We start from the raw sequence: 13,059 nt of genomic DNA, 5'->3' as shown, positions 1-13,059 counted from the left end.
ACGATTCTTAAAAAATTGCACATTCCTGCAAGTGCTTATATAGGGGGAGCACCAGCGGACACCAGCCGGTGTAACAGCGCAACCCATTTCACAAAGGTCATTTGATGCCATCCGTCATCTTTCCCGGTCCAGAGGGCCGTCTCGAAGGTCGTTTTTCCCCGCCACCACGCCCGCGCGCACCCGTTGCAATGATCCTGCATCCGCACCCCGAAGGCGGCGGCACGATGAATGACCGGATCGTTCAACGGCTCTATCAGACCTTTGTTGATCGCGGCTTTGCAACGCTTCGCTTCAACTTTCGCGGCGTGGGCCGCAGCCAGGGCTCCTTCGACAACGGCATTGGCGAGCTTTCCGATGCGGCTAGCGCGCTCGACTGGGTGCAATCGATCCACCCCGAGGCGCAGCAAACCTGGGTTGCGGGCTATTCCTTCGGCGCGCTCATCGGCATGCAGCTGCTGATGCGGCGCCCGGAAGTGCGCGGCTTTATCTCGGTTGCGCCGCCTGCGAACATGTATGACTTCAGCTTCCTTGCGCCGTGCCCGGCCTCGGGCATCTTCGTGCAAGGCGCGGCTGACACCGTGGTTCAGCCAAGCGCCGTGCAGAAGCTCGTCGACAAGCTGCGCACGCAAAAGCACATCACGATCCACCATGACGAAATCCCTCGCGCCAACCATTTCTTCGAAAACGAAATGGAAGACATGATGGCAAGCGTCGACAACTACCTCGACTTCCGCCTGTCGCCGGATTGTCCAATCAAATAAGATAGTTTGTGGCTACGCTCGCCCATCCGGGCGAGCATCCTCGGTGCTATTCCCTCCTTTCGCTCCGCTCAATGCGGGGCACTTGCGGGCGCACGGTCGTGCTTGCGGTCGCTGCCGCGACCGTGCTCCGCGATGCCCTAGCCATAGTGAGCTGGGACGACGCCGCGGCGTCGCAAGGGCGACTGCCCGCCCGCAGCGGGGGCAGCTTGCCTGCCCGTCTAGCGAGGATGCGCGCCCGGATGGGCGTGCGAAAAACAAAGACTCACCGAGGATGCGCTCGCGGATGCGGGTGCGCAAAAAGAATAATCTCACGCAATTTTAATACGTTGCAGCCTGCGACCCGTCGCCAATTGCAACTCGATATTGCTTGTCACTCGCAACAACTCGTGAGACGCTCCACTCATCGCAAATCATGAGAGGAGAAGATTCATGAATTACGCGACCACCGCAAACCGCCCCAACCCCCTCGCCGTTGTCGGCGCTCTGGGCGTCCCTGCAACCGTCGGTGCGGTTCTTGTCGCCGGCCTCGCCGTCAAGATCGTCATTGCGCCCGAAGTCCCTAACCCAAGGGCCAGCGACATTCCTGACGTGGTGATCACCCCTGAGATCATCGAGCCCGACAAAACCGTCGAGACAGACACCAAGACCAATCCGATCCCGCAACCCGATCCGCTTCGCCCGGCCCCAGCGCCAGACCCCGTGATCACTTTGACAGGGCCAGGCACGCTGCCGACGGGCGGAACGCTGAGCGAGGATTGGGGCGCTCGCCTTGGCCCGGTTGAACTTCCCACAGTCCCACAGCCCGCGCCCACCTTCGATCCCGTCGCTGCGGCGCCGCGCGGCAATCCGGGCAACTGGATCAAGACTTCCGATTATCGCACAAGCTGGATCCGGCGCGGGTATGAAGGCAACGCGCGCTTTTCGCTCAAGATCAGCGCGAGCGGCAAGGTCACGGACTGCACGGTGACAGGCTCAACCGGATACACCGCGCTTGACCGTGCCACGTGTCAGTTGATCACATCGCGCGCCGTCTTCACTCCGGCAAAGGATGCAAGCGGGGCCAATGTTGCTGGCACCTATTCCAATGTCGTAAACTGGCGCATTCCGCAGTAACCCTGAACAATCGGCCGGGGCGTTATCCCGTCTCGGCCGACTGGATCTGATCGACAGGAGCAGTCCCGTCGGCGGTCGGGATCGTCCAGATAAGCACATTGCCAATCGCGATCAGCGCAAGCACCACCATGAGCACGGGCTGTTTAACCGCGCCGGTCCGCCGCCAGTAAACGAAAGCTGCCACCAGCAGCAGGATCGCCGCCAATATCACGATTGAAAAAACCAGATCGGTCATGTCCGTTTCGATTTGCCCCTTGTCATCATTTGTAAAGCCGCTGGAAAACCCCTGCGCGCACCGCTAGCACCAGGGGTGTAACTTATATGGAGGGTATTATGGGTATTTTCAGTTCGATTTCTAACGCGATTTTTGGCGACGACGAAGAAGAAACAAAAGCAGCACCAGCCGCGCCAACCCCCACAACCGCCGCACCCGCCACCCCGCCAAAGCGCGCCGCGATCAGCAATGCCGATGTTGAAGCGCGCATCGCCAGCATTCCGGGCTCTGACAAACTCAACTGGCAAACCTCGATCGTCGATCTGATGAAGCTTGTTCGCATTGACCCCAGCTACGCCAATCGCAAGGCTCTCGCGCAGGAAATGGGCAACGCCGATTATTCGGGCACAGCCGAAGACAACATCGCACTTCATAAAGCGGTGCTCGACCAGATGGCGGCAGCGGGCGGCATCGTCCCTGCGCATTTGAAAGACTGACCTTTTGCGACGACCGCTCGTTCTTTTTCAGGAGCGAAGCCGGAATCTGAAAATCAAGAAGCGCCGTCCGAACGTAAAACCGTTCTGGCGGCGTTTTCTTTTAGCGCCTTTGCCGCACATCACCTGACTTTGACCCCGCGCTCCATTAAGGTGAGCAACGCTCAAGAATCGACAGGAGGCACTTTGTGGAACATCTCGGCAATGATCTTGAGACGATGCGCCGTGTGCCGCTCGCCCAATCTCACGTCGATGCGATTTGCGAGATCGGCGAGGAAAAGACCTATCCTGCCGGCCACGTGGTTGCCGAAATTGGCGACCGGATGGACACCTTTGTCTATGTCCTCGATGGCGAGATCGAGGTCGTGGACCACCACACCGGCGAACGCTTGATGGAAGCATCGCTTGGTCCGACCCAGTTCATGGGCGAAATCGGCTTCCTCAATCGCGGCGCGCATTACTTGAAGATGCGCACCACGTGCGAGACGCGTGTAATCGAAGCGCCGCGCACCGACATGCTCGAACTGATGAGCCGTGTGCCCGAGCTTTCCGACCATATCCTGACCGTTTTTTCCGCACGCAGGCGCAAGCAGTTCGAGCATTCCAATGGCTCGGTCAAAATCATCGGGGCAGACCGCGATGCCAAGGTGCAGGCGGTTGAACGCTTTCTGTCGCGCAACCGCATCCCCTTCTCCAGCTACGATATGGATGCAGGCGACAACGAAACGCTTGAGGCGTGCAGCATCGTGAGCAACGAACCCGGCGTAATTGTCGGGACAGACACCAAGCTCGACGATCCCAGCCCGCGCAAGGTCGCACAGTTCCTGGGCCTTGATCTCGACATCTGTTCGCAGCGTGATTTCGACCTCCTTATCGTTGGCGGCGGGCCAGCGGGCGTTGCGGCGGCGGTCTATGCCGGCAGCGAGGGGCTCGAGGCGCTGGTGATCGAGGACACGGCCGTTGGCGGGCAAGCGGGCACGTCGAGCCGGATCGAAAACTACATGGGATTTCCCACCGGGATCAGCGGCACGGATCTGACGTGGCGTGGACAGATTCAGGCGATGAAGTTCGGCACACGCTTCGTCATGCCGCGCCGCGTGGTCGGGCTGGAACGGCGCGAGGACGGCAGCTTTTGCGCACAGCTAGACGATGACGATGAAATTTGCGCCAAGGCTGTCCTTGTCAGCACCGGGGTCCAATACCGCCGCTTGCCGCTCGAAAGGCTGGAGCAATTGGAAGGCGCAGGCATCTTCTACTCCGCCACCGAAATGGAGGCGCGCTTTTGCAAGCGCACCGAAGCGGTGGTGATCGGCGGGGGCAATTCAGCCGGGCAAGCGGCCATGCACCTGAGCCGCAGCGCCGCGCACGTTCATCTGGTCGTGCGCTCGGATAGTCTGGCGGCATCCATGTCGCGCTATCTCTCGCAGCGGCTCGAAGCCGATCCCAGGATTACCATTCACTACAACACCACCGTCACCGGTTTGCACGGTGACGATTGGCTGGAGGGCGTGACCGTTACGACGCCCGATCAAAAGCGACGGATCGATACGCGCGCCTTGTTCATCATGATTGGCGCTGCGCCCAATACCGAATGGCTCAGCGGACTGGTGGGCACCGATGACAAAGGGTTCGTTATCACCGGCGCACCGGCGGACCGCGAAAGCCCGTTTGAAACCAGCACCGATGGTATCTTTGCCGTGGGCGATGTGCGCTCGGGCTCGGTCAAGCGGGTCGCCAGCGCGGTTGGCGAAGGGTCAGTCGTGGTGAGCCGGATATGGACCTATCTCGACGCGCTGGATTAACGCTGCATCAGCGCTGCATCATCCCGCCGACGATTGAACCAAGTATCCCGCCAAGCGCGCCGCCGCCCTGTTGGCCACCACCTGCTCCTGCCCCGGCCTGTTTGGCCATATAGCCAGCCACCGCCATGGCGAGTATGGGAAGCATCTTTTTGAGCATCCCTTCATCGAGACCGGTCAGGCCAGCCACTTCGCCAGCGACAGAGCGGCTCACATCCTTGCTGCCAAAGATGTTGCCAAGGATGTCATTACCCGGCTGAGTAGGGGTAGGAGCCGAGCCGAGGACCGCGTCAAGCAGCCCTGCGCCGATGAGCCCGCCCAAACCTGCTCCGGCACCGCCTTGCGCGCTGCTCCCGCCGAGCAGGGCGCCCGCAAGGCCGCCGAGCCCGCCAAGCGGATCGGGCGTCGTATTGCCGCCGGTGGCGCTGCGCCCCATGCCAGCTACAATCGCCGGCAAAAGCGCGCCTGCGGCGGTTTTCGCGGTCCCTTCGTCAATTCCAAGCTCGCGCGCCATCGACGAAATCGCGCCCGTTTGCTGAAGCATGGCTGCAAGGCTCATCGGCTTCCCCTTCTTTTTTCGGTTATCGTGTTATTTCTTGCCGAACAGACCGCTTGCGATATCGGCGATATCGTTGAGCGGGTTGCCGTCGCCATCGCGGTCAAGCAGGCCCATAAGCGAGGACGGATCGTTCTTGATCGCTTCTGCGAAATGGGTGAGCGAACCCTCGCCGCCGATCTGTTCGACCAACTGGCTCAGCACGCCTGCATCAAGGCCGGTCTTGGCCGATGCAAGTTCCACGGTGTCGCCTTCCATCTGGTGCGTCTGGCCGAGCACGGCGATCGCTTTTTCAGCCATGGCGGGGTCGATCCCGACCTTCTGGGCCAGATTGGTAACGTCGTCGGGTGCACCACCGATATTTTTCAAAATTCCATCGAGCAAACTCATGCCGCTTCTCCTATTCGCGAGTCAGGCAGGGAACCTAAACCCATGCCAGGGATTGCGAAAGTAAAGAAATGTCCCGCCAATTTTCAGGAACCTGTCCAATGATCGACCCGCAAAAGCGATGAACAAACGCACCATTATAGCCCTTATCGCTGGCGGGCTTGCCCTCGCCTCTGCAATTATCCCGATCTACCCCAGCGATTTCTGGGCGGTGCGCGCCGTTGGCTTTGTCCGCGAACCTGCTGGATATGTGTTCATCGCATTGGCACTTTTAACCGTAATATTTTTGAAATCGCACCGCGTGCTTGCCGCCTCGATGTTTGTGGCAGCAACGCTCATCAACTTTGTCATGGTGTGGCCTTACGTCCAGCTTGCCCCTGCCCAGATGGAGATCGCATCCGATCACCCGCAGGAACAATGCTTCACCGTCTATTCGGCGAACGTAAAGATGAAGAACACAAACTACGACCGGCTGATTGCGCAGATGCGCGAATTACAGCCTGATGTGGTGTTTTTGACCGAAGTGGACGATGACTGGGCAGAAGCGCTGAAACCGGTGCTGGGCGACTATCGCTTTTCACTCACCCACCCGCAATCCGACACCTTTGGCAAGGTGTTCGCCAGCCAATTGCCGGTGCTCAACGCCGACGTTCTTGAAAAACCGGGTGAGGACACGCCCAGTGTCTTTGCACTGTTGCAAGCCAACGAAAGTTCGGCAGTGCAATTTGTAGGGCTGCATCCCAAGGCGCCGTTGCCGGGGCAGGATACGACACAACGCGATCGCAGTATCAAGCGCGCCGCCACGGAGAACGGCCGCAATTATGCAGGCGCGGTTGCAATGGGCGATTTTAACGATGTGCCCTGGTCGACCACCACCACATCCTTTCGCGAAATTGGCGATTGGAAAGACCCGCGCATCGGCAGAGGCACTTATCCCACCTTTCCCTCGTTTGCGCCTTTCTTTGGCTGGCCTCTCGATCAGATCATGGTCAACGGCGACATCAAGGTGCGCGACTTCCAAGTCTTGCCCGCCAACGGATCAGACCACCGCGCCGTGCTAGGCCAGTTTTGCCTCGACAAGAAAATCGAGACGCCAAACAAGAACCCCGCCTGATGCACTCTTTTGCAAGTGCTCCAGACGGGGCTCCCCTCTCCAGCTCGGAAATTGATTAAGCCTTAGGCTGCGACCACGCTGGCAGGCGCTGCCTTGCGCACGCCTTCGTCGACATGGGCCTCGAACTCGGCAAAGTTGTCGATGAACAATTGAACCAGCTTTTGCGCGGTCGCATCGTATTCGCCCTTGTCGTCCCACGTGCTGCGCGGGTCGAGAATGGTTTGGTCGATGCCCGCTTCTGCAAGCGCAGGGACGCTCACTGGCACATCGAAGCCGAAGTTTGGATCCTTGCGGAATTCGACATCGTCCATCTTGCCATCGAGCGCCGCGTTCAGAAGCGCGCGGGTCGCCTTGATCGGCATCCGGTTGCCAACGCCATACTTGCCACCGGTCCAGCCGGTGTTGAGCAGCCAGCATTGAACGCCGCCCTTCGCGATGCGTTCTTTCAGGAGGTTTCCGTAAACGCTCGGGTGACGCGGCATGAACGGCGCGCCAAAACAGGTCGAGAATGTCGCCTCCGGCTCGGTCACACCGATTTCGGTGCCCGCCACTTTCGCGGTGTAGCCAGACAGGAAGTGATACATCGCCTGATCGGGCGTAAGGCGCGCGATCGGAGGCAGAACGCCGAACGCATCGGCAGTCAACATCACGACATTGCTTGGCGCGGGGCCAAGGTTTTTCTCGGATGTGTTCGGGATGAAGTGGATCGGATATGCGCCGCGGGTGTTTTCGGCGAGCGTGTTGTCGTCGAAATCAAGCTCGCGGGTTTGCTCGTCCATGACCACATTTTCAAGAACGGTGCCGAACATGCGGGTGGTGGCATAAATCTCCGGCTCGGCCTCTTCGGACAGGTTGATCATCTTGGCATAGCAGCCGCCTTCGAAGTTGAAGACAGCCGTATCGGACCAACCGTGCTCATCATCGCCGATGAGCGTGCGCGATGCGTCTGCGGAAAGGGTGGTCTTGCCCGTACCGGACAGGCCGAAGAACACCGCCGTTTTGCCATCGGCGCTGATATTGGCCGAGCAGTGCATCGGCATGACGCCCTTGGTCGGGAGCAGGTAATTGAGGATGCCGAAGACCGACTTCTTCATTTCGCCTGCATAGCGTGTGCCGCCGATAAGGATCAGTTTCTCTGTGAGGTTGACCGCAATCACCGTTTCCGAGTTGCAGCCGTGGCGCTCTGGATCGGCCTTGAAAGTCGGCAGATCGATGATGGTGTATTCCGGCGCGAAGTCGGAAAGCTCATCCGCTGTCGGGCGCACCAAAAGCGTGCGGATAAAAAGATTGTGCCAAGCAAGTTCGTTGATCACGCGCACATTGACGCGGTGCTCTGGCTGTGAACCACCAAACAGGTCAGCCACGTAAAGCGTCTCTTTACCGCCAAGCGCTTCCATGAAGTCTGCCTTGAGGTTGGCGAAATGCTCGGGCGTCATGCTCGCATTGACCTTGCCCCACCATACGGTGTCCTCGGTCGTTTCGTCGCGCACGATGAACTTGTCCTTCGCGCTGCGCCCTGTTTTCGCCCCTGTTTTGACCACCAGGGCGCCGTGCTTGGACAGTTGGCCTTCACCGCCGGCAATCGCGGCTTCGACGAGCGCGGACGTGCCAAGGTTGGGTTGAATTGTGGCTTTGGTTTCAATCCCTTGTGAGGAAAGCGGCTGGGCTAGAGGGATAGCAGACGAGGTCAACGTGTAATCTCCTAGGACGTCTTCGCGAGGGCGTCAGTGTGGCGCGCAAGGGCGGTTTTGCGCATACGTATGCACCGCCGGGCAAGCGTCTTGGCATCCATGCGTCGCGAGGCGCTTTGCGATTCGTGCCGTGAGTACCTGATCCCGAAGGTTGCATTGCGCATAAAGCGGCTGATTACCGTCGTCAAACCCCTGTGCGGCGTACCGCATTGCAGCATCGATTGTGCGCGCGCGTTTTGCACCTGCATCAAACAGCGCAATTGCAAGGCTGATTGCCACAGCTGTGCCCATTGTTGACCGCAAAACCGTCTATCTTGTCCGTCCACAAATTTTGTCGCGCCATTTCGTTGCCTTGTCCGGCTGGGAAACGCGTCGCGCGATTGTTTCTACTCGCTCTTACCGCTATCCAGACCTTGCGCCATTGGAAGAAGGACGGCCCGATATGGCAGGCGATCTGCAAGATACCGAAACCTTAAGCGAGGCAAATCAGCCTTCCGATGAAGCGGTAGAGATCGCTTTGGTCGATGATGACCGCAACATTCTCACAACAGTCTCCATCGCGCTTCAGGCAGAGGGGTTTGTCACCCGGCTTTATTCCGATGGCGAGACAGCATTGAAAGCGCTTTTGCAAAATCCGCCGGACCTTGCCGTCTTCGACATCAAAATGCCCAAGATGGACGGGATGGAGCTTTTGCGCCTTGTGCGCGCGCAGTCCGATATACCGGTCATTTTCCTCACCAGTAAGGATGACGAGGCAGACGAGGAAGCAGGCCTTGAACTGGGCGCGGATGATTACATCGCCAAACCCTTTTCCCTGCGCCTTCTTATAGCCCGCATCCGCGCGATCCTGCGCCGCAAGGAGCCAGCGGAACGGGTGCCGGGCGAAGAGCCTCGCTCAAGCGACACCGCTCAGGAAAACCTCACCCGCGGGCGGCTTTTCATGGACCCCTCGCGCCATCATGTGCGCTGGGACGACAAGCCCGTTAGCCTCACCGTCACCGAGTTCCTGATCCTCGAAGCGCTCGCCGCCCGGCCCGGCGTCATCAAAAGCCGCAACCAGTTGATGGACGCCGCCTACCCCGACGATGTCTTTGTCGATGACCGCACCGTCGACAGCCATATCAAGCGGATGCGGCGCAAATTCCGCGTTGTCGATGACACATTCAGCGCAATCGACACGCTTTATGGCGCAGGTTACAGCTTCACCGATGGCTGACGCTCAAGACAGGCAAGGCGAAACCGCGGCCGACACAAAATCCGAACCATTCCTGCAAGCCGTCATCCAAACGGCTGAGCGGCCCAACCTTTTTGCCCGTTTTTCGCTCACCGCGCGCATTCTTGCGGTGAATATCCTGCCTCTGGCGATCCTGTCGGGGGGGCTGTTCTATCTCGACACATATCGTACGCAGCTGATTGATGAGCGGTTCAAACTCGCCCGGATCGAGGCGCAGATCTCCGCTGAGGCGCTTGCCGGTGTGACCCGCGAACGGCAGGAGGCCTTGCTGGTCCAGATCGGGCTGGAACAGCGGATGCGCATGCGCATGTTCGATGCCGAAGGTCGGCTTTGGGCGGACAGCTTCGCATTGGCAGAGCCCGCCTTCGAATTTGACGATGTGACCGATGACAGCTGGGAACAAGAGGTCGCGCGCTGGCTCGACCGCACCGTCGATACCATCGTAAGGGCGCCCGCTGTCACCGACTACGTGGAGCCCGAGGGACAGACCGCTGATGACTGGCCCGAACTCAAGCAGGCGCGCGAAGAAGGGCTGAGCCAGGTGCGATTGTATGACTGGGTCGATGGGACACCGGTGATCACCGCTGCAGCGCCAGTGGGCCTCAATGGCGCAACGCTTCTTACCGTGCGAAATGCGGTGGACATTACCGAAAGCGTGCGGGCTGCGCGCACGGCCCTGATCACGTCGGTTATGCTCGTGCTTGGCGCATCTGCGCTGCTCTCCTTGTATCTTGCCCGCACCATCGTTTCGCCGCTGCAATTGCTGGCAAGCTCCGCGCAAAAGGTGCGCCTGGGGCGCGAGCGCGAGGTCGAAGTGCCGCGCCTGCCTGAGCGCAAGGACGAAATCGGCCAGCTTGCCCGCTCGGTTTCTGATATGACGCTGGCCCTGCGCCAGAGGATTGACGCCGTCGACAGCTTTGCCGCCGATGTGGCGCATGAGATCAAGAACCCGCTCGCTTCCTTGCGCAGTGCGGTCGAGAGCCTTCCCAAGGTTTCCGATGCAGACACCCGCCGCGAGCTGGAACAGATCGCGACCCATGACGTGCGCCGAATCGACCGGTTGGTGACCGAGATTTCGGATGCAAGCCGGATTGATGCCGAAATGAGCCGCGCAACGCGCGAGAAGGTCGATCTCGCCAAGCTTGTGCAGGCAATCATCGGCAGCCGCGAATACCGTTCAGAAAACGCCGACCACGGGATTGAGGTTACCACTCGCGGCTTTGCCCCCACGGTGCTGGGTGTGGGGGTGCGGCTCGAACGGGTGATCGAAAACCTGCTCGACAATGCTGTATCTTTCTCGCCCCCCGATGCGCCGATCAATGTCACGATCGACAATGATGGAACCTGCGTCACCTTGACCGTCTGCGACCGTGGCCCCGGCATTCCGGTCGACCAACGCGAAAAAGTGTTCCAGCGTTTCCATTCGGTTCGCCCCGATGGCGAGGATTTCGGCAATCATTCAGGGCTTGGACTTGCGATTGCCCGCACCATCGCCGAAGCGCACGACGGCTCGCTCACCGCAGGCGAGCGGCCCGACGGGGAACCGGGCGCGTGCCTCCATCTTCAGATTCCAGCGATGCAGTAGCGCGCCGGATCGGACAGACGACATGAGCGATCAGGGCAAGATCATATTTGCGGCAAGCTGTGTTGCCATCGGCGGTGTCGCGCTGGCTATCGAGGGCGCGCCGGGGAGCGGCAAATCCTCTCTCGCCCTCGCACTGATCGACAGGGGCGCGGTGCTGATTGGCGATGATGCGGTGCGCCTCACGCGTGACGGCGACCGTCTTGTCGCAAATCCCCCGCCCAATATCGAAGGGCTGATCGAAGTGCGCGGCGTGGGACTGTTCGAAATGCCGCTGAGCGCCCCGTGTCCGCTTGCCTTGGTGCTGTCTCTTGGGACTGACGGCGAGCGCCTGCCCGAAGACGCGCAAAGCCGCGAGATATTGGGAGTGCGAGTGCCGTGCATCGCCTTTACGCCCGGCACAATCGCGCCAGCACTTCGCGCAGAGATGGCGCTTGCCCGCTTTGGCATCCCGCATGATCGGCACCGCGGTCTGTCCCATCACAGTTCGCCGCCTCAATAACCCGCACAAGCCCCCTTCCCTTTCGCCCGCCAAAGTCGCAAATAGGCCAACAGATATGGCAACGCGCTCCCCCACCCCCTCCTCATCCGACACGCGCCAGCGGCTCTTGTTCGTCACGGGGCTTGCAGGGGCCGGCAAATCGACCGCGCTTGATGTGCTAGAGGATCTGGGCTGGGAGACGATCGACAACTTTCCCGTCCGCATGCTCGACCGGTTGGTGGGAGAGCCCGGCCATGGCGGTGCGCCGCTTGCGATCGGTTTTGATTCGCGAACACGCGGCTTTGTCCCTCACGAGATCATCACCCTCATCAAACAGCTTGCGCTGCGCGATGATCTGGACCTGACTTTCCTGTTTATCGATTGCAAGACCAGCGAGCTTGAACGGCGCTATAACGAGACGCGCCGGCGCCACCCGATGGCCCAGGATCGCACCGTGCAGGAAGGGATTGCGGCCGAACGCGAACTGCTTGAGCCGCTGCGCCGTTGGGCCGAAGTGATGGTCGATACAAGCGAGCTCACCTCAAACGATCTGCAAACCCGCATCCGCGAATTGTTTGGCAAGGATCACCAGGCAGAGCCGAGCCTTACCATCTCGAGTTTCGGCTTTGCGCGCGGGATGCCTCCGCTTGCCGATCTTGTCTTCGACATGCGCTTTCTCGACAATCCGCACTGGGTCGAGGAACTGCGCGACAAGACCGGGCTCGACCAGCAGGTGGGCGAGCATATCCGCAAGGATCCCGAGTTCGACACTGTCTTTGCGCAGATTAAAACGCTGCTCCTTACCGTGCTGCCCCGATATGCGGCGCAAGGGAAAGCCTATGTCCACATCGCCTTTGGTTGCACCGGCGGCAAGCACCGCTCGGTCTTCACCGCGCACAGCATGGCAAAGGCCTTGCGCGAGGAAGGCTTTTCGCCCACTGTCCGCCACCGCAATCTGAGTTCACGAGTGGCTGACGCGGTCGAGGGACCTGTTACAGGAACCGAAGACACGCCAACTACGGGACCGGGCCGTGATACGCATTAAGGACTTGCATTGCATGGCAGTGTTAGGATTAGGGATGGAAGCCTTGGATAAAGCCCCGGATACAGCCCCGCACGAAGGGCAGCCTATCCTGGCAGGGGCCAACGGGTACAGGCATACTGAAGTCTAAAACATGATCGGTTTGATCCTCGTAACGCATGGTCGTCTGGCGGACCAATTTGTCGAAGCAATGGAGCACGTCGTCGGCGAGCAATCGGCGGTCGAAACCGTGTGCATTGGTCCCAATGACGACATGGAACAACGCCGCAGCGACATTTCTGACGCCATCAGCACCGTCGATGCAGGGCGCGGTGTTATCATCCTGACCGACCTGTTCGGCGGGACCCCTTCCAATCTGGCGATTTCGCTTCTGGATGCAGGACGCATCGAAGTGATCGCGGGGATCAATCTTCCCATGCTTATCCGCCTCGCCGGTGCGCGCAAGAATATGAGCGTCGTCGAAGCGGTGGAGGCAGCCCAGATCGCGGGCCGCAATTACATCACCGTGGCAAGCGAGTTTCTCGGCGCTGACAAGCCTGCCCAGGACAAACAGACGCGCGCTGCGAGCGGCGGAAGTTAAGGGGTACGGGC

14 protein-coding genes are annotated in these 13,059 nt (G+C 60.0%); 10 read left to right on the top strand and 4 right to left on the bottom strand.

Going from position 1 to position 13,059, the window contains the following annotated elements; translation table 11 throughout:
* Positions 1-104: 104 nt before the first annotated feature.
* Complete coding sequence (locus tag MWU38_RS12265; protein WP_247272102.1) at positions 105-761, top strand: alpha/beta hydrolase; 657 nt, start codon at positions 105-107, stop codon at positions 759-761.
* Positions 762-1,190: 429 nt separating this feature from the next.
* Positions 1,191-1,874 carry an energy transducer TonB gene (locus tag MWU38_RS12260; RefSeq protein WP_247272101.1) on the top strand — a complete coding sequence of 228 codons (684 nt, stop codon included), beginning with the start codon at positions 1,191-1,193 and terminating at the stop codon, positions 1,872-1,874.
* 22 nt (positions 1,875-1,896) lie between these two features.
* Here the strand turns inward: MWU38_RS12260 and MWU38_RS12255 are convergent, their stop codons facing one another.
* Positions 1,897-2,109 carry a hypothetical protein gene (locus MWU38_RS12255; RefSeq protein ID WP_247272100.1) on the bottom strand — a complete coding sequence of 71 codons (213 nt, stop codon included), beginning with the start codon at positions 2,107-2,109 and terminating at the stop codon, positions 1,897-1,899.
* A 98-nt stretch (positions 2,110-2,207) separates the two neighbouring features.
* Here MWU38_RS12255 and MWU38_RS12250 point away from each other — a divergent pair, with 98 nt between their 5' ends.
* Positions 2,208-2,585, top strand: a complete 378-nt coding sequence (locus tag MWU38_RS12250) for a DUF3597 domain-containing protein (RefSeq protein WP_247272099.1) — start codon at positions 2,208-2,210, stop codon at positions 2,583-2,585.
* 185 nt (positions 2,586-2,770) lie between these two features.
* Positions 2,771-4,384: a cyclic nucleotide-binding domain-containing thioredoxin-disulfide reductase gene (locus MWU38_RS12245; RefSeq protein WP_247272098.1), complete on the top strand. Its 1,614-nt coding sequence runs from the start codon at positions 2,771-2,773 to the stop codon at positions 4,382-4,384.
* 7 nt (positions 4,385-4,391) lie between these two features.
* Here MWU38_RS12245 and MWU38_RS12240 read toward each other — a convergent pair whose 3' ends face one another.
* Together MWU38_RS12240 and MWU38_RS12235 are read right to left on the bottom strand one after the other, a co-directional pair.
* Positions 4,392-4,940, bottom strand: coding sequence for a DUF937 domain-containing protein (locus MWU38_RS12240; protein ID WP_247272097.1), 549 nt, complete (start codon positions 4,938-4,940; stop codon positions 4,392-4,394).
* A gap of 30 nt (positions 4,941-4,970) precedes the next feature.
* Entirely contained in the window at positions 4,971-5,327 is a 357-nt protein-coding gene (locus tag MWU38_RS12235) for a hypothetical protein (protein WP_247272096.1), read from the bottom strand.
* A gap of 118 nt (positions 5,328-5,445) precedes the next feature.
* On the opposite strand from MWU38_RS12235, the gene MWU38_RS12230 reads away from it, so the two are divergent.
* On the top strand, positions 5,446-6,438 hold the full coding sequence (locus MWU38_RS12230; protein ID WP_247272095.1) for an endonuclease/exonuclease/phosphatase family protein: 993 nt from the start codon (positions 5,446-5,448) through the stop codon (positions 6,436-6,438).
* A gap of 62 nt (positions 6,439-6,500) precedes the next feature.
* Here the strand turns inward: MWU38_RS12230 and MWU38_RS12225 are convergent, their stop codons facing one another.
* Entirely contained in the window at positions 6,501-8,114 is a 1,614-nt protein-coding gene (locus MWU38_RS12225; RefSeq protein WP_247272581.1) for a phosphoenolpyruvate carboxykinase, read from the bottom strand.
* Between the two features lie 298 nt (positions 8,115-8,412).
* On the opposite strand from MWU38_RS12225, the gene MWU38_RS12220 reads away from it, so the two are divergent.
* The 5 genes from MWU38_RS12220 to MWU38_RS12200 all read left to right on the top strand — a co-directional run bounded on the left by MWU38_RS12220 (position 8,413) and on the right by MWU38_RS12200 (position 13,048).
* Entirely contained in the window at positions 8,413-9,345 is a 933-nt protein-coding gene (locus MWU38_RS12220; protein ID WP_348646897.1) for a response regulator transcription factor, read from the top strand.
* Positions 9,338-10,948: an ATP-binding protein gene (locus MWU38_RS12215; protein WP_247272094.1), complete on the top strand. Its 1,611-nt coding sequence runs from the start codon at positions 9,338-9,340 to the stop codon at positions 10,946-10,948. Before MWU38_RS12220 ends, MWU38_RS12215 begins: the two co-directional genes overlap by 8 nt.
* Before the next feature lie 22 nt (positions 10,949-10,970).
* Positions 10,971-11,447: an HPr kinase/phosphatase C-terminal domain-containing protein gene (locus MWU38_RS12210; protein WP_247272093.1), complete on the top strand. Its 477-nt coding sequence runs from the start codon at positions 10,971-10,973 to the stop codon at positions 11,445-11,447.
* Between the two features lie 55 nt (positions 11,448-11,502).
* Positions 11,503-12,471: an RNase adapter RapZ gene (rapZ, locus tag MWU38_RS12205; RefSeq protein ID WP_247272092.1), complete on the top strand. Its 969-nt coding sequence runs from the start codon at positions 11,503-11,505 to the stop codon at positions 12,469-12,471.
* Positions 12,472-12,601: 130 nt separating this feature from the next.
* On the top strand, positions 12,602-13,048 hold the full coding sequence (locus MWU38_RS12200) for a PTS sugar transporter subunit IIA (protein ID WP_247272091.1): 447 nt from the start codon (positions 12,602-12,604) through the stop codon (positions 13,046-13,048).
* Positions 13,049-13,059 lie beyond the last annotated feature (11 nt).

This window comes from Qipengyuania sp. S6317L1 (assembly GCF_023015615.1).
In the GTDB taxonomy this organism is placed as follows: domain Bacteria; phylum Pseudomonadota; class Alphaproteobacteria; order Sphingomonadales; family Sphingomonadaceae; genus Erythrobacter.
Note: the sequence above shows the minus strand (reverse complement) of the source record. Positions and strands in the feature narration are given on the sequence as shown.